Origin of the sequence: [Ruminococcus] lactaris ATCC 29176, assembly GCF_025152405.1 — a bacterium.
GTDB lineage: Bacteria > Bacillota > Clostridia > Lachnospirales > Lachnospiraceae > Mediterraneibacter > Mediterraneibacter lactaris.
Window position 1 is genome coordinate 463,088 of the sequence record NZ_CP102292.1, and the last position, 19,080, is coordinate 482,167.

At 40.4% G+C, this 19,080-nt stretch carries 17 protein-coding genes; 13 read left to right on the forward strand and 4 right to left on the reverse strand.

Annotated features, from left to right (window positions below):
• Position 1 precedes the first annotated feature (1 nt).
• The 4 genes from NQ541_RS02310 to NQ541_RS02325 are packed head-to-tail and all read left to right on the forward strand — an operon-like array spanning position 2 to position 3,256.
• Positions 2-700, forward strand: coding sequence for a phosphatase PAP2 family protein (locus NQ541_RS02310; protein ID WP_023921969.1), 699 nt, complete (start codon positions 2-4; stop codon positions 698-700).
• 4 nt (positions 701-704) lie between these two features.
• Positions 705-1,754: a lysylphosphatidylglycerol synthase transmembrane domain-containing protein gene (locus NQ541_RS02315; protein WP_005612127.1), complete on the forward strand. Its 1,050-nt coding sequence runs from the start codon at positions 705-707 to the stop codon at positions 1,752-1,754.
• Positions 1,738-2,358 (forward strand): CDP-alcohol phosphatidyltransferase family protein, encoded by a 621-nt coding sequence (locus NQ541_RS02320; RefSeq protein WP_005612128.1) that lies wholly within the window; start codon positions 1,738-1,740, stop codon positions 2,356-2,358. Before NQ541_RS02315 ends, NQ541_RS02320 begins: the two co-directional genes overlap by 17 nt.
• Positions 2,359-2,383: 25 nt before the next feature.
• Entirely contained in the window at positions 2,384-3,256 is an 873-nt protein-coding gene (locus NQ541_RS02325) for a phosphatidylserine decarboxylase (protein ID WP_023921971.1), read from the forward strand.
• A gap of 85 nt (positions 3,257-3,341) precedes the next feature.
• On the opposite strand, the gene NQ541_RS02330 is transcribed toward NQ541_RS02325, so the two are convergent.
• Positions 3,342-3,989 carry a Crp/Fnr family transcriptional regulator gene (locus tag NQ541_RS02330; protein WP_005612132.1) on the reverse strand — a complete coding sequence of 216 codons (648 nt, stop codon included), beginning with the start codon at positions 3,987-3,989 and terminating at the stop codon, positions 3,342-3,344.
• Between the two features lie 87 nt (positions 3,990-4,076).
• On the opposite strand from NQ541_RS02330, the gene NQ541_RS02335 reads away from it, so the two are divergent.
• Positions 4,077-4,790 (forward strand): 4Fe-4S binding protein, encoded by a 714-nt coding sequence (locus NQ541_RS02335; protein WP_005612134.1) that lies wholly within the window; start codon positions 4,077-4,079, stop codon positions 4,788-4,790.
• A gap of 11 nt (positions 4,791-4,801) precedes the next feature.
• A complete protein-coding gene (locus NQ541_RS02340; protein ID WP_005612136.1) occupies positions 4,802-5,131 on the forward strand; it encodes a cupin domain-containing protein in 330 nt (109 codons plus the stop codon).
• A 334-nt stretch (positions 5,132-5,465) separates the two neighbouring features.
• Here the strand turns inward: NQ541_RS02340 and NQ541_RS02345 are convergent, their stop codons facing one another.
• Positions 5,466-6,785, reverse strand: a complete 1,320-nt coding sequence (locus tag NQ541_RS02345) for a sensor histidine kinase (protein WP_005612137.1) — start codon at positions 6,783-6,785, stop codon at positions 5,466-5,468.
• Positions 6,785-7,504, reverse strand: a complete 720-nt coding sequence (locus tag NQ541_RS02350) for a LytR/AlgR family response regulator transcription factor (RefSeq protein ID WP_005612139.1) — start codon at positions 7,502-7,504, stop codon at positions 6,785-6,787. The genes NQ541_RS02345 and NQ541_RS02350 overlap by 1 nt, the downstream gene beginning before the upstream one ends.
• Before the next feature lie 229 nt (positions 7,505-7,733).
• Between NQ541_RS02350 and NQ541_RS02355 the strand changes: the two genes are divergently transcribed.
• The 3 genes from NQ541_RS02355 (at position 7,734) to NQ541_RS02365 (ending at position 14,455) form a co-directional block, all read left to right on the forward strand.
• Complete coding sequence (locus NQ541_RS02355; protein ID WP_005612141.1) at positions 7,734-11,564, forward strand: phosphatidylinositol-specific phospholipase C domain-containing protein; 3,831 nt, start codon at positions 7,734-7,736, stop codon at positions 11,562-11,564.
• A gap of 293 nt (positions 11,565-11,857) precedes the next feature.
• Positions 11,858-13,144 carry an IS110 family RNA-guided transposase gene (locus NQ541_RS02360; protein WP_005608692.1) on the forward strand — a complete coding sequence of 429 codons (1,287 nt, stop codon included), beginning with the start codon at positions 11,858-11,860 and terminating at the stop codon, positions 13,142-13,144.
• A 531-nt stretch (positions 13,145-13,675) separates the two neighbouring features.
• The gene (locus NQ541_RS02365) at positions 13,676-14,455 is read left to right on the forward strand and encodes a DUF2238 domain-containing protein (RefSeq protein ID WP_005612143.1); all 780 of its coding nucleotides are present in this window, start codon (positions 13,676-13,678) and stop codon (positions 14,453-14,455) included.
• 52 nt (positions 14,456-14,507) lie between these two features.
• Here NQ541_RS02365 and NQ541_RS02370 read toward each other — a convergent pair whose 3' ends face one another.
• Complete coding sequence (locus tag NQ541_RS02370; protein ID WP_005612145.1) at positions 14,508-14,780, reverse strand: hypothetical protein; 273 nt, start codon at positions 14,778-14,780, stop codon at positions 14,508-14,510.
• A 979-nt stretch (positions 14,781-15,759) separates the two neighbouring features.
• Here NQ541_RS02370 and NQ541_RS02375 point away from each other — a divergent pair.
• The 4 genes from NQ541_RS02375 to tnpB are packed head-to-tail and all read left to right on the forward strand — an operon-like array spanning position 15,760 to position 19,054.
• The gene (locus NQ541_RS02375; RefSeq protein ID WP_044940964.1) at positions 15,760-16,740 is read left to right on the forward strand and encodes an Rpn family recombination-promoting nuclease/putative transposase; all 981 of its coding nucleotides are present in this window, start codon (positions 15,760-15,762) and stop codon (positions 16,738-16,740) included.
• A gap of 51 nt (positions 16,741-16,791) precedes the next feature.
• Entirely contained in the window at positions 16,792-17,481 is a 690-nt protein-coding gene (locus NQ541_RS02380; protein WP_005612149.1) for a Gfo/Idh/MocA family protein, read from the forward strand.
• Between the two features lie 53 nt (positions 17,482-17,534).
• Positions 17,535-17,957, forward strand: coding sequence for an IS200/IS605 family transposase (tnpA, locus tag NQ541_RS02385; RefSeq protein ID WP_044905287.1), 423 nt, complete (start codon positions 17,535-17,537; stop codon positions 17,955-17,957).
• Complete coding sequence (gene tnpB, locus NQ541_RS02390) at positions 17,957-19,054, forward strand: IS200/IS605 family element RNA-guided endonuclease TnpB (protein ID WP_005612153.1); 1,098 nt, start codon at positions 17,957-17,959, stop codon at positions 19,052-19,054. Before tnpA ends, tnpB begins: the two co-directional genes overlap by 1 nt.
• Positions 19,055-19,080 lie beyond the last annotated feature (26 nt).

Below are 19,080 nucleotides of genomic sequence, written 5' to 3' on the forward strand. Positions count from 1 at the left end.
CATGGGAAAATTAAAGTTACTTAAAGGAAAAAATTCAGAAGAATTATGTAAGATCGTTTTACCACCGTTATTTACCTTTGTGGTAAATTCACTGGTTTATTGGGGAGCACCTTTGATCGTGGGGACGGGAAGATCGCATAACCTGTCCGGCGGCCTGGACGAACTGGTTCCGTTTATGCCTGCATTTATCATTATTTATTTTGGCTGTTACATTTTCTGGGTAGTCAATTATCTGATGGTAGCGTTTTATGAAGATGAGAATAAATACAGATTTTACACGGCAGATTTTTACGCACGGCTGATCTGTCTTGCATTTTTTGTGTTTTTTCCGACGACAAATACGAGGCCGGAACTTACGGGAAATGGGATTTTTATTCGGGCAATGCGATTTTTATATACCGTTGATAAGCCGGTAAACCTGTTTCCGTCGATTCATTGTATGGCGAGCTGGTTCTGCTGTATCGGTCTTAGAAAGTGTAAGGAGATTCCTGAGTGGTATAAGCTGATGTCAGTACTGATTGCAATATCGGTCTTCATTTCTACGCTTGCAACGAGACAGCATGTATTATGGGATGTGGCAGGAGGCATCGGGGTAGCTGAGCTGACCTGGTTTATCAGCAACCGGACGAATGGCTGGAAGACATATCAGAGACTGAATGAAAAGATATCTGTCGGTATAAGCAGAAGATTAGGACGATAAAATCATGGAAAATAAGAAAAAGATGGCGTTTAATGTGGTATTTCTGATCCTTGTATTCGCCGGTACAATTTATGGAGTCTTCCACGGGGAAGATCTTGGAGAGATTGCGAGGATATTGAAGACCGTGAATCTGCTGTGGCTCATTCCCGGATTTATATGCGTGATCGTATTTATATGGGGAGAATCCATCATTATCTATTATATGATGAGAACTCTTGGAATCAAAAGAAAAAAGTGGACCTGCTTTTTGTTTTCGTCTGTTGGATTTTTCTTTAGTTGTATTACGCCGTCTGCTTCGGGGGGACAGCCTGCACAGATTTATTATATGAAAAAGGAAAAGATCCCGATTCCGGTGTCAACACTGGTGCTTATGATCGTAACGATCACGTATAAGCTGGTGCTGGTTGTCATCGGAGTTGTGGTGACTTTTTTCGGGCAGGGATTTATACATAAATATCTTTATGATGTCAGATACGTTTTTTATCTTGGAACGGGGCTGAACGTTTTCTGCGTGGTGACAATGCTGATCCTTGTGTTTCATCCGGTACTTGCAAGAACAATCCTTGTAAAAGGAATGGCACTTCTTGAGCGGATGCATCTGATGAAAAGGAAGCAGTCCAGGCTTGACAGGCTCAATGCCTCCATGGATCAGTACCGGGAAACGGCAGTGTATCTGAAGAATCATGTAAAAGTGCTGGTAAATGTATTTGGAATTACGTTGTTTCAGAGATTTGCACTTTTTACAGCTACATGGTTTGTATATAAGGCATTTGGATTGTCAGGTCAGAGTGCGTGGCTGATTATTCTGCTTCAGTCAACCATCTCGGTTTCAGTGGATATGTTGCCACTTCCGGGCGGAATGGGAATCAGCGAAAAGCTGTTCCTGGTTATCTTTGCACCAATCTTTGGAACGGGGCTGCTTCTTCCGGGAATGATTTTAAGCAGAGGACTTGGATATTATACAGAGCTGCTTGTAAGTGCAGTACTTACGATCGTGGCTAATTTTACTATAGGAAAAGGGAAAAAGGTGAGAGAAAATGTTGGGAATTTATGATTATACGGTAGTGCTTACATATGTAAGTCTGATGGTATCCATCGGGGGAATGATGCTGTCAGTAAACGGACATCTGAATCTGGCCGTGCTTTGTCTGGCAATTTCGGGATTGTGTGATATGTTTGACGGGAAGATCGCACGGACGAAAAAGGATCGTACCGAAGAAGAAAAATGCTTTGGAATCCAGATTGATTCGTTGTGTGATATCGTCTGTTTCGGGGTAGGACCGGCGATCATCTGTTATTGTATTGGGATGAGAGGCCCGATCGGAATGGTGATCTTGATGTTCTATGTCCTTGCAGGACTGATCCGTCTGGCATGGTTTAATGTGACGGAAGAGTGCAGACAGAAAGAGACCGATGAGAAGCGTGCATGTTATCAGGGACTTCCGATTACATCCATGGCGATCATTCTTCCATTGGTTGTAGTGTTCCGCCCATTGCTTGGAAAAGAGTTTATGGTAGCACTTCATGCAGCGGTACTCGTAGTCGGACTTTTATTTATTACTGATTTTAAATTGAGAAAGCCGAAAAATGCAACACTGGTAGTGCTGGTAGTAATAGTGGCAGCCGCAGTACTTAAAATTTTACATGTATGTCAGTAAGGCAGGATACAGAGGAAAGAAAACGATGATTTATGTAGATAGAAATGGAAACCGAACAAAGGGAACAACGGGACAGGACAGGCTGCTGAAGTTTATTTATACGCATACCGCGACAAGACTTCTGATCCGTCCTTTTCTCAGTCCCTGGGTATCAAAGCTTGGCGGAACGTTTCTGAGTACAAGACTTTCTGCAGTGGCAATCCGTCCATTTGTTGAAAAGAATCAGATCAATCTCAGTCAATATGAAAAGCAGGAGTTTGCTTCTTATAATGAATTTTTCACAAGAAAGATCAAAGCAGAAGAACGTCCGGTGGAAATGGATGAAGAAGTGCTGATCAGTCCGTGTGACGGAAAAGTGAGTGTATATCCGATCTGTGAAAAAGGAAAATTTGAGATCAAGCATACGGCTTATACAGCAGAGCAATTACTTCAGGACGCACATCTGGCAAAGCATTATTATGGTGGCTGGATCTATATCCTGCGGTTGACGGTGGATGATTATCATCGCTATTGCTATGTGGCAGATGGAATAAAGTCTTCGCAGAAGAAGATAAAAGGAATCCTTCATACAGTTAATCCGGTGGCGAATGATGCCTGTCCGATCTACAAAATGAATGCAAGGGAATACTGTCTGTTAAAGACAGAAACTCTTGGAACGGTGCTGATGATGGAAGTTGGTGCTTTGATGGTAGGAAAGATCAAAAATCATGAGCAGAGAAACTGCAGGGTCTGCCGTGGAACAGAAAAGGGAATGTTTGAGTTTGGGGGATCAACTGTGATCCTGATGACAGAACCGGGCAAAGTACAGCCGGATGAAGATCTGATCCGGAATACAGAAGCCGGGTATGAGACGCTGGTGAAGCTGGGAGAACAAGTGGGCAGAAAGATAAAAGTCTGAACATATAAGATTAAAAAATAGCCGGGAATGTATCCCGGAAGAGGAAAAAACAAAGGAAAAGTTTATGCAGCGGTCAGTCAGGGATTCAGAAAGACCGCAGCGTAAACTTATTTTTATAAAAATCGAGAATCCCATCAGTCCGCATTTTCCCAAGTTCTTTGGAAAGGGCAGTACGATCTACATTTAGATAGTCAGCGAGCTGCTGTCGGTCAAAGGGGATCTGAAAGGTAGTATTCCCGGCTTTGACAGATTCCATGGACAGATAAGTTAAAAGGCGGGAGCGGATCGTTTTAGCAGAAGTACAGAAAATACGATTCGATAAAACCAGATTTTTCTGTACCGAAAGCTTCAGGATATTTTGCATGATTTTTGCGTGCCATGGCTGAGAAGCATACCGATTGCTAAGGAGAATATCAAGATCAGCGAAGAGAACTTGTGTATCCTCTATAGCAACGACATCGACCAGCATCGGTTCATGGCAGATTGCATAAGTTTCGGCAAAAATCTGCCCCTGTGAAATATTGCTTAAAATACTTTTATTGCCTAAAAGATCAATATTTTCAATATTTACGCTACCGGATTCAATGATTCCGATTTCGTGGATCAGATCCCCGGTATGAAAGATAGTTCCATTTTTAAAGAAAAAAGAAGAACGCATGGAATGTAATTCTTTCATGGTCTCAAATTCGGATTCTGTGATTCCAAGGAAAAGCGGAGTGTGGAAAAGTTTCATAAAAATCTCCTTTCGTGGTTATAACCACATAAATATTAAATTTATTATAATATAATTGCAATAGAAATTGAAGGGAGAAGATATAATATGATAAGAAGAGTGATTCAGATAGATGAAGAAAAATGTAATGGCTGTGGAATATGCGTGACCGCCTGTCATGAAGGGGCAATCGGTATGGTTGACGGAAAGGCAAGACTGATGCGTGATGATTATTGCGACGGACTGGGAGATTGCCTTCCAAATTGTCCGACCGGTGCGATCAGTTTTATAGAAAGAGAAGCTGCGGCATATGATGAGGCAGCAGTAAAAGCTAATATGGAAAGAAAAGAAACCCATAAAGCAGATCAACTTCATTCCGCTGTGCATCGTTGCCCTGGACAGGCAATCCGCGAATTTAACAGGCGTGGTTTACAGGAAGAGGTATCTCGGGAGACGGTGCAGTCCCAGCTTCAGCAGTGGCCGTGTCAGATTAAACTTGTTCCTGTTAATGCACCATATTTTGAAGATGTAAAATTACTGATTGCTGCAGATTGTACTGCATATGCTTATGCAAATATGCATGAGGAGTTCATGAAAGGAAAAATAACATTGATCGGATGTCCTAAATTAGATCAAATTGATTACAGTGAAAAGTTGACACAGATCATTGCAGAGAATAATATAAAAAGTGTGACGGTACTCAGAATGGAAGTACCATGCTGTGGCGGATTGGAGAATGCAGCAGTAAAAGCTTTAAAAAATAGTGGAAAATTTCTTCCATGGCAGGTCGTAACGATCTCGATTGACGGAAGAATTTTATAAGGGGAAAAAAGATGGCAGGAATTAAAAATTTTGAAAAAGCAGAAGTAGTAACATTAAAGGAGCAGATCGATTATCAGAAAGGCCAGGTCGTTTCCAAGACGATGGCACAGAACGAGCATCTCAGTGTAACCTTATTTGCGTTTGATAAAGATGAAGAGATCAGCACACATGAATCCGGTGGAGACGCATTTGTAACCTGCCTGGACGGAGTGGGAAAGATTACGATTGATGGAGAAGAATATATTCTTCATGAAGGAGAATCGATTGTAATGCCGGCAAAACATCCACATGCAGTTTATGGACAAGAACAATTTAAAATGCTGCTGGTGGTTGTATTTTAAATTTGTAGTTGTTGGAGAGATACGCTTGTAAATCAGAAAGCTTCTTTGTGGCGAATCGGATGCGAAAAACAGAGATATTCCTTCGCAGTGCAGGCCCGCTTTAGAGCCCTGCTAATGCACCTGCTCAGGAACACGCTGCTTTCCGCTGGCAGTCGCAGTAAGAAGTTTTTTCTGACTCCACAGCGTATCCACTCAATAATACAAATTTAAAAATAATAGGAAGAAGCCGGATGGCTATTTATTCAGGACATAAAATGCTTTCTGGGAAAAAGAAACTCGAAGTAGCGAAAGACTGATCAAAAGCCCTTCGCTTTACATATTAAAGAGGAGCAACCTAAAGAGTAGCACGAAGCATGATCTTTGCAGTGAAGACTCCATTTTCATAAGTGAAATTACAAGAACCATCGTTCTTTTCTGCCATTCTGCGGACAGACTGGGTACCAATCCCCAGACCTTTCCGTTTGGTAGAATGGAGCAGATGGTTCTTTTCTTTGATGATTCCATCAAAATTATTCTCAACCCGAATTAAAAGAAGAGAAGCTGAATGCTGGCGGATCTCAAGCAAAATCTGCTGCCGTGACATTGTAGTCTTGCGGCTGGCTTCCAATGCATTTTCAAGAAGGTTTGAAAGGATAAGACACAGATCCATTTCATCTACAGAAAGCTCCTGAGGCAGATCGACACGTGCATCAAACGGAATCTCTTCTTTCTGAGCCAACGCATAATAATATCCGATCACATTATCAACAGACTGATTTTCACAGAAATGAAAATCAAAGCCAGGAATTTTATCCATTGCGTTCTGCAGATAGTCCTTTATCTTCTCGAGATTGCCATCTTCGGCCAGGACAGATAATTGAACGAAATGATGACGAATATCATGTCGTGCCTGTCTTGCTTCTTCGATTGCAGATCTTAAATTCTCATATCGCTCCTGCTGTACAGAAAGAAACAGATTTTCCTGCTGCAGTTTTTGGTTTTTATTCAAAATGTTAGCCATCATCAGAAACATTGTGTAAAACAGTGCGAGAATAAGAAGAAGGGCGTAAACAATCACAATGTATCCGTGCAAGAAACGCTGTGTGTGCAGAATCGTATTATATTTTGAAATGAGAACAAGGTTCAATCCGATGATAAGAACCGGAAGTACCCAGAATACATACCATGTCTGGGCAAGATTTTCATCCTCGACCATGTCCTTGACAACGTGAGAAGCCGGATGCCAGATCAATATAACAAAAAGGATACAGAAAATGTTATATAGGACAGCAAATACGGAGAATCCAGAAAAAGCCTGTTCTTCAGAATTAAAGCTAAGCATAGCAGACGTTGCTCTTGCGAGACTGTTAAAGCAAGAAAAAACTGCACAGACAGCAAGATAGATGCTGACGGATTTCCATAGTGAGATTCGCAGTGTTGCCTGATACAGGATAAACGTAAGAAACAGAAGCGGCAGAAGAATCATTCTTGTTGATAAATGAAATCTGTTGCATACAAATCCACTCAAAAAAGAAATTATGACAAGAAGAGGAAGCATCCAGGCAATCATTTTCTTAGGTTTTTGCTTTAAAGATGAGTTCACAGGGAGATATGCAAGCAACATGCCCGGAATCAGAACTGTAAATTCCAAAGCCTGAAAAATTATTGTACGCATTAGAAATCCCCCCTTTGAAATAAATAATCCATAAAGTGTTGTCGTGCCAGTTTGCTTAGTTCTCGACTGACAGCAATCTTGCTTCCGTCATCCAATAGAAACATCGTTCCATCAAAATCAACTGCATGTTCCATATTAATGATCGTTCCCCTGTTGCAGACAAAAAAGCGGGAATCTTCTTTTAATGGAGCAGTAAAAGAACTGAAGGATTGTCGGATGACAAGTTCTTTTTTTGCAGTTGTATGAATGTGGATCATATGAGAAAAATGATCTGCATGGACGATCGTTTTAAACGGTACTTGAAATTCACTCCCATTTACTTTCAATGGAAGTGTTTTCTCGGGAGTGGGGATTCTGGACAAAATCTCATCAGTTAAAGAAGAAAGTTCATCTTCGGTATATGGCTTTACAAGATAGTGCATGGCACGAACCTGAAAACCTTCCAACGCATGATCCGAGGATGTTGTTGTAAAGATCAGCAGACAGTCTTTATTCGATTTCCTGAATTCCTTTGCAATTTCAATCCCATTTGCACCATCCATATAAATGTCCAAAAATAAAACTGTGATGTCCTGATCCTTCGAAGCTTCAAGAAATGCCTCCCCATTCTCATACTCACAGCAATGAAATCCCATATCTTTCTGATGAAAAATCTTTTCTAACCGTGTTCGCAGCAGAACACGTTCTTCCTTAATATCATCAACAATAGCGATTGTCATATGAAAATCCTCCCAGAGTTGTATCTGCCTGAAACAAATATTACTTTACACACTACACATGACCGATAACAAACAGATAGTTAAGTTAAAATCTAAAACAAGTATACCACAGAATGACAATTCGTGCCATTTTCGGGCAATTCGTGTCAGAAATATTGTAAAAAAAGATATCAAAAATATAATAAAAAGAAATGTAGTTGCCTAAATACAATGAGGAGGAGAGAAATACATGAAAAAAATCAAAAGAATAATGGCAGTACTCATATGTATGACAATCACACTTACAGGAATACCAGTCAGTGTAAATGCAGAGAATTCCGGTGGAAAAAGTGTACAGACAATGGAGACAGGAAATGAATTATTTATTACACTTGAGGAAAATACGAGATATCGCTGGAATGTAAACGATAGTGCAGAAAAAAACAGTGTAGTTCATTTGGATACTTCAGGAGGAGATAATTGTCGTTTTCGGTTAGATCATATAGAAAATGAATGGTATGGAATTAAACATATTAAAGTTGATGGAACGGACCGTTTTGCAGATGTAGATGGTAAAAGTAAAAACAACGGTGCAGTACTTCATTTATGGGAGTCTTCAGACAGTAAAGTAAAGGGAAACAATCACCGTCAGTTTGCATTTTACTATATTGGTAATGATGCAAATGGAAATGCGAGGTACTATATTAAAAATAGAAACAGTGGAAAATGGATCGGATATGAAGGAGAACTGAATAATAACAATCCAAAGATCATTCAGACAGATGAGAAAAATAGAAAAGTCTGGTTGATTACAAAATCCGTGGTTCCGTTTACGGGAAAGGAAAGTCAGGTACTGCACAAAGATGATAAAACAGCCGTCTGTGAGATTCACAAAGCCGGAGAACTGGCAGCTTTAAACAGAAGGGCGGATAGTCTGGTTCCTGGTGCACTTCCTCATTTTTATACAATGGGAACAACAAGTAAATGGAAGCTGACCTGGGTTAAGGATTATAATGCTTATCAAATCGAAAGCATTTCAGAAGGAGAAAAAGATACAGGACTTGCTCTTGATGTGCAATCAGAATCGGGAAGAATGAATACCACTATTAATTTGTGGGTAGAAGAAGAATTTGATCATAATCAAAATACAAGCCAGCTTTGGCGTTTTTTCAAACAATCGGATGGAACATACCTGATTCAGAATGCAAGAAGTGGTTTGTACATTCTGGAGACTGTTAATGGATTAAAGCTTGGAGAACAAGGAACGAAAATAGATCTGTCTATTTTGGCAGGAAACACAGAGAAGACGAAGTACTATTATGCAGAAAACTGGATGGCAAATATTCCGGATGATGCACTTTTATCATCTGTAAATATTCCGGCAACACATGATACAGGAACAGCAGGAGTTGTAGAGGATGATATACCACAGGTATCCATTACATCATGTCAGAATCTTTATTATGATGAACAGTTAAATATGGGAGCACGCAGCTTTGATATCCGTGCAAATGCGACAAAAGATGATGCTTCTGTGGCAGACGTAAAGATAGTACATGGAGGCGAATTATGGCAGTGTCAGGAAAAAAACGGAAGTGATCTTACATTACAGTCAATCCTCAATACCTCCCTCGGTTTTTTAGAGAAGCATAAGTCAGAAACAGTCATTCTTACAGTAAAATCAGATGCCGGTTCTACAATTGGATTAGAGCATGCGGTAGCTGAATTTATTGAAAAAAATAAGGACAAGGTCTACAGTGGAGGGAATATCCCATCAATGAAGGAAGCAAGGGGAAAAATCATATTTCTTCGAAGATTTAATCTAACCAAGAACTACGAAAGTTCGGTTGAACGTGCGATGGGATTTAACCTTGCGAATTGGGATGACATAAAATATAAAGATTATAAATATGCGTATAAATTATATGATGATGGAAAAAATCATGTGTATATTCAGGATGCATATAATACATATGGAAGTGAGAAGTGGCCGTATATATTAGAAACAATGAAGCAAACAACAGGACAGGATACAAGCCATCCGATCGAGTACAATTCTTGGGTATTTAATTATACTTCTTGCTCACGAGGAGCACCGTTAGGATTGACACGGGAAATTAATCCGAGATTATTTAAAGACGAAGGCAATTGTATTGACAACCGATTCCTTGGAACAGTAATGCTTAACTTTATTGATGATCCAATGGCACGGTTGATCTATGAGACAAACAGCAACCTGATATTTGAACCAAAGCTTCCGACACCGGAAGTAGAAGTTGAATATGGTCAGACACTGGCAGAAGCTATATTAAAAGGGATTGAAGATGCACCGGCAGGGGCATGGGTATTCAAAGATGCAGATCATGTTGTGACAGATCAGGAAGTGACAGATCAGACAAAATTTGAACTGATCTTTCAGCCGGCAGATAATAAAAAATACAAAAGTGTTACTATCTGCGTTCCGGTAAAAACAGTGAAAAAGTCGGAAGTCGTTTCAGCAAATGCAACAGATGAAATGGAAATCCAGGAGATAGAACAGTTGCAAAGTGAAGCGATTGATGAAAGCAGCAGTGCACGGAGAATTGTTGTCAATGCAGAAAAGAAAGCAAAGACATACGGAGAGATATTGACGAGTGAAGATCTTACATTTACGATCAGTGATTCAGAAAAGGAGAAACTTCTTCCGGGAGATACAGTTGATAGTCTTGGACTGACACTGAAAGCAACAACAATCGTACAGGAAGATATTTTGTCAGGAAGTACAACAGATGAAGATGGAGATGACATTCTTGGTGCTTATGGAAATGCAGGAAAATATGTTATTCTGAAAGATAATGCATCAAATAGTAATTATGATGTTGTAGTTCGTCCAGCATTCCTTAATGTATCACAAAAGGAAGCAGAGATAGAATGGAATGCGGCAACACAGTATACATATACAGGAAATGCATGTGGAATAGAAGCAAACGTGAAAGCAGACAGCCTTTTAGAAAATGACAGCTGTGAGATTAAGAGACTGCTGAATGCACAGCGTACAGAAGTCGGCTCTTATAAAGCACTTGCAATAGGACTGACAAATGCGAATTATATCTTTTCCGGCATGAGACGTGTGTGTGTATGGAAATATGAGATCCTTCCGGCAGATCCGGAAGTGACTTTCCCTACAGTAGAAGTGACTTATGGAGATAGCTTGAGAAAGGCAGTTCGTACAGGTCAGTCAGGTAATGGTGTATTTCGTTTTGCAGATAATACTGCAATGCTTACGGTAGCAGAGAACCAGAGTGAGCAGGAGATGATCTTCACTCCATTTAATCCGAATTATAAAACAGTTACGTCATCAGTTCCTGTAACTGTATTGCCGAGAAAGCTTACAATCAGTCCGGAGCGAACAGAGAAAGAATACGGACAGACAATTACAGAGTATACCTGGTCAATCAGTGATGGAAGTCTGGCAGGGGATGATCAGTTAGAGGATTTGAAAATAAATGTCACATTGACAGCAGGAAATGCAGAAAAAGAAAACTGTAAGGTCGGTCTTTATGATATTACAGAAAAAACTCCGTTGACAGCAGATAATGTGAATTACACAGTACTGTTTAAACCAGGAACGCTGCAGGTACAGCCAAAACCACTGGGCGTTGCATGGAATACGGACGGAACTGTGATTGATACAGGGAAAGAAGCAAATGTGTCTGCAGAATTTACAGGGGTATTGTTCGAAGATGACTGCAAGGCGGTTGTAGAAGGTGGAAATGAAATCAAGACCGGAACATATACAGCCACTATTGTCGGAATGATCGGCGAACAGAGTGATAATTATGTGCTTCACGGAGAGGATACAGACTATCAGATAGAGTATCAGATCGTGAAGAAAGAAGAAACAAAGAATCCAACCGATTCGAAGGAAACATCGACAGGTACTGCCGGAAAGAAACCAACAGGAACTTCAGTGTCAGGAAAACAGGTGAAAACAGCAAAGACAGGAGACAGCATCAGCTACATCTGGATTCTGATGATTGCAGGATCAATCGCAGTGATCGGTGGAATGATTTATGTTATTAGAAGAAGAAAACAGAAGTAAAATAAAAGTGAATCTATAAACGATAGATAGAAAGGTGTCAGGCATATGTGGAAACTGTTATTTTAAACTTCGGCCTGACACCTTTTGTTGAAAAAAGATGCGGTATATCCTAAATATGCAATAAAAAGTGTTTTTGACCGCATGTGTTGAGAGAAAAAGGAGCTTCCTGTATAATTCAAATATAGGGAATTCCAAGAAAGAAGGTTGAGAAAAAGAAATACCTCAGAGTAAAATAAGATTACTGACTTTGGACGGTTAGTAAAAAATCTTATTAAAACAGTGAGGTATCTATAATGAATTGTAACACACAGAACGCAAAAATTGCATCCATAACTGAAAAAACTTTGATTGTTGGAATTGATGTCGGCAGTGAAACTCATTTTGCCAGGGCATTTGATTGGCGGAACTATGAATATACAAAGAAGCCGCTGGAATTCAGTAATACTGAGGCGGGTTTCATGATGTTCAAGGCATGGGTGGAAGATATCGCAGAAAAGCAAGGTAAAACAGCTGTAATTCCCGGAATGGAGCCGACCGGTCATTACTGGTTTGCACTGGGGAAATTCCTGCAGGACAGCGGGATGAAGCCTGTACATGTGAATCCGCACCATGTCAAGAAGTCGAAAGAGCTGGATGACAACAATCCCAATAAGAATGACCGTAAGGATCCAAAGACGATTGCGGCACTGGTCAATGAAGGACGCTTCTCTTATCCCTACATACCAACCGGTATTTATGCGGAGATCAGGAGCTTATCGAATCTTCGTTTCCAGACGCAGGAAGAGCTAACAAGAATCAAGAATCGAATCGCTAGATGGTTTGCCATTTATTTTCCTGAATATAAAGACGTTTATGGGGATTTAATGGCAGTCAGCGGACGAATGATACTCAAGGAAGCTCCATTGCCGGAGGATATCAGAATACTTGGAGTGAACGGTGTAAACCAGATTTGGAGAAACGCGAAGCTGCGAGGCACTGGAATGAAGAGGGCAAAGATCCTGGTATCAGCTGCAGAGCATAGCGTTGGAAGTAAGGAAGCACCGGAAGCGGCAAGGATTGAATTGAAGAATCTGCTGAATGACATGGATGTATATGTGTCAAGGATGGAGGAACTGCTCCAAACTATAGAGGAAAAACTGAAGACGATTCCATATGTTGATAAACTGATGGAAATCAAAGGAATCGGATTGATTACAGTCAGCGGATTTATTGCAGAAGTAGGTGACATTGGACGTTTTGATAATCCGAAGCAGCTGCAGAAGCTGGCGGGATATGCAATCGTGGCAAATGATTCCGGAAAGCACAATGGAGAGAGCCGGATCAGCTACAGAGGCAGAAAACGGCTGAGATATGTGCTGTATGAAGCTGCGATATCACTGGTGGGGAAGAATGCTGAGTTTAAGGAAATACATGAGTATTATCGAACCCGTAAAGAAAACCCGTTAAAGAAGATGCAGTCAGTAGTAGCAGTGGCATGTAAGATTATTAGGGTATTCTACACAATCCTGACAAAGGGTGTGGATTATGACCCAATGAAACTGATGAGTGATATCAGAAGGCCACAGTTGCAGGCAGCGTAGTAAGCAGAGACAAACAGGTAATGTTCTGTCACAGTTGAATTGAACTTTCAGAAATAGCTGCGGAGAGTTGAATTCAGCTGTGACAGGAAGGCTGAGAAGTATGAAGACCGAGTCGGGAAAACGTCCGCCGTAAGGTGCCGTGAGGTATTGATACTTAAACAGGTCAGTAAGACTTAAAACAAAAAAGAATGAGCCAGTAGTCGGCAGGAATAATCACCATAGGGCATGACCCTGTAGAGGAGCTAAGCTGACACCCTGGTTATGGACAGGCGGGACGAAGGAAGTTAGGACCCGGCAGAAATGCGGGTGATCCTGGTAGACACGGGAGGTTCGCTGCCGTAGATGGGAGGGTATACACAAGGCCATGTAGAACGAAAATGATGACGTTTTATTTTGTGTACCCCAACCCCTCTATTTTCGTACCAGATACAGAGAAATGTCCATCTTCTTGGCTCATTCATCTGAGATATGGAACTAAAAATCCCTTGAAAAATAAGGAAAAAAGACTTGACTATATAGGGAGGGGAAGAAATGAGCGAATTAAGTAAAAAAGCAAGAAATAGAACAAGAGTCCAGATGATACTGACAATGTTGGTTATTGTCTCAATTATCAGACAATTCTTTCTTGGGAACTATCACAATATGTTTCTTGGGATTCTAACATTGATTTTATTTATGGTGCCACAGTTTATTGATAAGAAACTTGGAGTGACAATTCCGGTTGGTTTGGAAACGGTGATTCTGATCTTTATCTTTTCGGCAGAGATACTTGGAGAAATCAATGCATTTTATGTAAAGATTCCGGTATGGGATACCATTTTGCATACAACGAATGGATTTTTGATGGCAGCCATCGGGTTTGCACTGATTGATTTATTCAACCGAAGTGATCGATTCTCAATTAAGATGTCCCCATATTTTGTGGCATTTTTTGCATTTTGTTTTTCAATGACAGTTGGTGTTTTGTGGGAGTTCTTTGAATTCAGTATGGATTGGTTCTTCGGAATGGATATGCAGAAAGACTGGATTGTTCCGGCAATCAATTCAGTAAAGCTGAATCCGACAGGAGCAAATATCCCGATCAATGTAGATGTTCAGTCCGTTGTGATCAACGGTGAGACTTGGAATCTGGGCGGATATTTAGACATTGGAATCGTAGATACAATGAAAGATCTTATGGTGAATTTTGTCGGAGCTGTTGTATTTTCTGTAATTGGAATTTTATATCTGACACATCGTGGAAAAGGGAAACTGGCAGCTTCATTAATTCCGCAGGTGAGAGATACAAACTCAGAAGTATCCGAGAAATAGAAGACATAAAGATAAGAAAAAGTGGAAAGCAAAAATTCCGTTGAGTGAACACTCAGCGGAATTTTTGTACTCTTTTTGAGATGTCTTCCAGGTCTTCTTTGGAAAGTTCCGGGAGACGTTCTAATTTATCCAGGAACATCATTGCTGTTTCACGACGTTGCATCTCTACGATCTGTCCGTAATAATTGACCACAACACCTGTCACGATTGCAACAACGAAGATCGTGTAGATTGTGACGAATACAGAAACCAGTTTGCCAATGAAAGTCATTGCGACAATATCGCCGGAAAGAATCTGGGGTGCTTTGGTTCGTTTTAGGATCATCCATAAAAGTTTGTAGTTGTTGGAATGATACACTTGTAAAGCAAAAGACTTCTTTATGGCGAAGCGGACGCGGAAATCAGAGATATTCCTTCGCGGTGCAGGCCCGCTTTACCTCAGCCCGTTGACCGTTTGTAACTCGAAAGTGGAAATCTTCGTGCAATGGCACTCGATTTACTTTCTCTAACAAACGCTGCAAAGTGTCTTCGGAACGCTCCTGCTAATGCACCTGCTCAGGAACACCCTGCTTTCCGCTGACCATCTCGATAAGAAGTTTTTTTCTGACTTCACAGCGTATTCACTCAACAATGCAAATTTAAAAAGAATAGAAAAAAGCCGGATGGCTATTGACTAAGATATTCGATAGTAAATATTAGACAGTAAATATGATATTTACTATTTGACAAATCCTTTATCCTGGTCGATAGCCATCCGGCTTTCTACTTCTTATTTGAAATTTCGTGTTTGTTGAGAAAAAATGTCCCGGTGCGAGAAAAGCATTCTGATTTGAAAAATCCAATATCCGCCCTTGCTGTTGCGTGAGCAGTGCATTGACAGGGAGCGTTCCGAAGACACTTTGCCCAACTTGTTAAGGAACGTAAACAGGAGTGCCTCTGCACGAGTGTTTCCACGTTCCTGTTACAAGTTGTCAACGGGCTGAGGTAAAGCGGGTCCTGCACTGCGATGCAACAACAAGGGCGGATATGAACGTTTTTTCATCAGATACTTTCTACTGCCGAGATATTTTCTCCCCAACAACTACAAATTTTATACTTATTTCATACAAACTTTAAACTCTTTTAATTGATTTTTTTCTTACACTATCTTATACTCATTTCACATCAAAATCTCAGACAGATCCAATTCCCATTTTCTATGTCTGATGTCCAGTATGGAGAGCATTTCATATTTCAAGACCATTTCGGTCAGAGATTTTCATTTTGATGATAACGATTATATTTTTATTAAGGAGGACTTGCCTATGGGACAAGCAGATGTAAATGTTAATCTTTGGCTTAAGGATACGAAACGGTTCGCAGATCTGTTCAACGCCATTTTATTTCAGGGAAAAGCCGTAATCCTGCCGGAGAACCTTTACCCCAGCCCGGAGACAACCGCAGTCAGTCTTCAGGACACTCAGGGGAAAAATGTTGTAAAAAAGCAATACCGCGATATCATCATGAACTGGCAGGATCAGGCTCTGCTGATGCTGCTGGCGGTGGAATCACAGACTGCCATTCATTACGCTGCACCGTTGAAAGTAATGCTCTATGACAGCATGGAATACGCAGAACAGGTGCGGGTCAAATGGAAAGAACGTCCGCCCCGTCTTTCTTCGGCTGAATTTCTTTCCCGGTTTCAAAAGAATGATAAACTCATCCCGGTGATTACTTTGATCTTCTATTATGGGACAGAGGAGTGGGATGGACCTTTGGAACTGCATCAGATGTTCGATCTTGGGACAGAAAAGAAGCATGCGGAACTGATGAAAAAGTATCTTCCCAATTATCACATTAACCTCGTCGATGTCAGAAGACTGAAAAATTTAGAATCTTTTCAAAGTGATTTACAAATCATCTTCGGTATGCTACAATATAGTCAGGATAAATACGCATTGCGTACATATGTGGCAAATCATAAAGACTATTTCCAAAAGCTGGATTTGGAGACTTATCATGCACTTGGAGCATTCTTAAATTCCCGGCAGCTTATGGAGATAAACGTAGAAAAGAACGAAAGGGAGGAACTGGATATGTGTAAAGCACTGGAAGACATTTATAATGATGGCGTTCAGGATGGTATGGAACAGGGCAGACGATCGGGAATTGCGGAGGGCGAAGCCTCCCACAAAAAGGAAGTTGCCTTTCAAATGCAAAAGCTTGGCTATTCTTTGGATGCAATCGCAGCAGTACTGAGAGAATCGGTTGATGGAATCAGCCAGATACTGGCTGTAGTTGGATAAATTTGCATTGTTGAGTGAATACGCTGTGGAGCTAAAAAACTTCTTATCGAGATGGTCAGCGGAAAGCATGTTTTCTGTGAAAAATCAATCACGGTCAACAGCAGACAACTGGAAGAGTGCGTGGCAATCGCACAGGAGAAAGGGCTTGTGATCTGTGACGGAATGACCTTGCTTCATATGCCATTGTATAAAGAACTGAAAAAGAAGATTGCAGAAGGCGCGATCGGTGATGTGAAAATGGTACAGGTCAATTTGGGAAGCTGCAAGGAATATGATGTAAAGAACCGTTTCTTTTCAAAAGAACTGGCAGGCGGAGCATTGCTTGATATCGGAGTGTATGCGACTTCTTTCGCAAGATATTTTATGAAGAGCAAGCCGGACGTTGTACTGACGACAGCCAATTATTTTGAGACCGGAGTAGATGAGACAAGCGAAATCCTTCTGAAAAACCCGGATGGAGAGATGGCAGTCATGGCACTGACAATGCGTGCAAAACAGCCAAAGCGTGGCGTAGTGGCAGGCGAAAAAGGATTTATCGAAATCTATGATTATCCAAGAGCGGCAAAGGCAACGATCACTTATACAGAAAGTGGAAAGACCGAAGTGATCGAGGCAGGAGAGTCAGCAAAGGCACCTCAGTATGAGGTGGCGGATATGCAGGATTATCCAGCGTGTCGTAAAACCCCTTGCTTTAGCTATGGGGATATAAGACACTTCCATCGAATTTACGCAAGTAATTGAAGATGGAACAAAATATCCTCGTAATAGATTTAAAAATGGCATATAATACATATATGAATATTACATATAAATCCAATAACAATGTAATCTATTCTTGTAAATACCATGTTGTTTGGTGTCCTAAGTATAGACGCAAAATCTTAACAAATGGAATAGATACCAGATTAAAGGAACTTCTCCTTGAATATGCTGCAAATATTTCTGTAGACATCATGGAAATGGAAATCATGCCGGACCATGTACACATACTCATGGAAGTAGCCCCTCAGTTTGGTATTCACAAAGCAGTTAAATCATTAAAAGGATATACTTCCAAAGTTTTGAGAAGTGAATATCCGTCATTGAAAACAAAAATACCATCACTGTGGACAAACAGCTATTTTGTATCAACTGTTGGTGGTGCTCCGCTTGATGTAATCAAGCAATATATCGAAAATCAGAAAACATCGCAAAGACAAAAGGATAAATTAGGATAATGCAAAAAGGTGTTAAATTTAGAATCTATCCGAATAAGGAACAGCAAACTATCATCAATCAGACGTTAGGTTGTTGCAGATTAATCTACAACAAAGGTCTTGCTATGCGTAATGAAGCCTATCAGAATGGCAATAAAATTGGCTATTCACAGACTTCTGCAATGCTGACAGACTTAAAGAAAAGTGATGATTTTGCATTTCTTAAAGCGGTAGATTCTATTGCTTTACAACAGTCCTTGCGTGACCTTGACAGAGGTTTTGTAAACTTCTTTCAGAAACGTGCATCCCATCCGACATTTAAAAGTAAACAGAATCACCACCAGTCCTACAGAACAATCAATCAGGGCGATAACATTCGCATTGTGGGAAAATATATAAAACTTCCCAAGTCAGGATTTGTGAAAATCCGTCAAACTATGGGGGTGGAGAAAATCAATAACGTAACCATTGAGCGTACACCGACGAATAAATATTTTGCTGTTCTGAATGTGAAATTTGAACCACAGCCAATGAGTAATAAAGGTGGTAAGATTGGCATTGATGTGGGGATTAAAGAGTTCTATTCCGACAGTAACGGAAATGTAGTATACAACCCGAAATACCTTGAAAAATCAATGCGTAAGCTCATACGTGAACAACGGAAATTGTCACGCAAAGAAAAAGGTTCAACCAATCGCAATAAACAGCGTGTTAAGGTTGCCTTAGTACATGAAAAGATTACGAATCAGAGAAACGATTTTTTACAAAAACAATCCACTATGCTGATTCGAGAAAACCAAACGATCTGCATAGAGGATTTAAAAGTAAAAAATATGATGCGTAATCACAAATTAGCACAGCATATAGGTTCTGCATCGTGGTCTAAGTTTTTTGATATGTTGTCCTATAAATCTATTTGGTATGGGAATGACATTGTAAAAGTGCCTACAATGTACCCAAGCAGCCAAACATGTTCCTGTTGTGGATTTAAAAATCCACTTGTAAAGAATCTTGCAATCCGTAAATGGGAGTGTCCGGAGTGCCATACAAAGCATGATAGGGATACCAACGCAAGTATCAACATACTGGATAAAGGACTGCAAATGCAGTCAGCATAGTAAACATAAAACAATAGAACCTATGA

What these genes read in the sequence shown, in the direction of transcription:
- NQ541_RS02320 (WP_005612128.1), top strand. Translation starts at nt 1,738, where the DNA reads ATGTTGGGAATTTATGATTATACGGTAGTGCTTACATATGTAAGTCTG.
- NQ541_RS02350 (WP_005612139.1), bottom strand. Translation starts at nt 7,504, where the DNA reads ATGACAATCGCTATTGTTGATGATATTAAGGAAGAACGTGTTCTGCTG.
- NQ541_RS02375 (WP_044940964.1), top strand. Translation starts at nt 15,760, where the DNA reads ATGGGACAAGCAGATGTAAATGTTAATCTTTGGCTTAAGGATACGAAA.
- NQ541_RS02325 (WP_023921971.1), top strand. Translation starts at nt 2,384, where the DNA reads ATGATTTATGTAGATAGAAATGGAAACCGAACAAAGGGAACAACGGGA.
- tnpB (WP_005612153.1), top strand. Translation starts at nt 17,957, where the DNA reads ATGCAAAAAGGTGTTAAATTTAGAATCTATCCGAATAAGGAACAGCAA.
- NQ541_RS02340 (WP_005612136.1), top strand. Translation starts at nt 4,802, where the DNA reads ATGGCAGGAATTAAAAATTTTGAAAAAGCAGAAGTAGTAACATTAAAG.
- tnpA (WP_044905287.1), top strand. Translation starts at nt 17,535, where the DNA reads ATGAATATTACATATAAATCCAATAACAATGTAATCTATTCTTGTAAA.
- NQ541_RS02315 (WP_005612127.1), top strand. Translation starts at nt 705, where the DNA reads ATGGAAAATAAGAAAAAGATGGCGTTTAATGTGGTATTTCTGATCCTT.
- NQ541_RS02335 (WP_005612134.1), top strand. Translation starts at nt 4,077, where the DNA reads ATGATAAGAAGAGTGATTCAGATAGATGAAGAAAAATGTAATGGCTGT.
- NQ541_RS02380 (WP_005612149.1), top strand. Translation starts at nt 16,792, where the DNA reads ATGGTCAGCGGAAAGCATGTTTTCTGTGAAAAATCAATCACGGTCAAC.
- NQ541_RS02360 (WP_005608692.1), top strand. Translation starts at nt 11,858, where the DNA reads ATGAATTGTAACACACAGAACGCAAAAATTGCATCCATAACTGAAAAA.
- NQ541_RS02370 (WP_005612145.1), bottom strand. Translation starts at nt 14,780, where the DNA reads ATGATCCTAAAACGAACCAAAGCACCCCAGATTCTTTCCGGCGATATT.
- NQ541_RS02310 (WP_023921969.1), top strand. Translation starts at nt 2, where the DNA reads ATGGGAAAATTAAAGTTACTTAAAGGAAAAAATTCAGAAGAATTATGT.
- NQ541_RS02345 (WP_005612137.1), bottom strand. Translation starts at nt 6,785, where the DNA reads ATGCGTACAATAATTTTTCAGGCTTTGGAATTTACAGTTCTGATTCCG.
- NQ541_RS02355 (WP_005612141.1), top strand. Translation starts at nt 7,734, where the DNA reads ATGAAAAAAATCAAAAGAATAATGGCAGTACTCATATGTATGACAATC.
- NQ541_RS02330 (WP_005612132.1), bottom strand. Translation starts at nt 3,989, where the DNA reads ATGAAACTTTTCCACACTCCGCTTTTCCTTGGAATCACAGAATCCGAA.
- NQ541_RS02365 (WP_005612143.1), top strand. Translation starts at nt 13,676, where the DNA reads ATGAGCGAATTAAGTAAAAAAGCAAGAAATAGAACAAGAGTCCAGATG.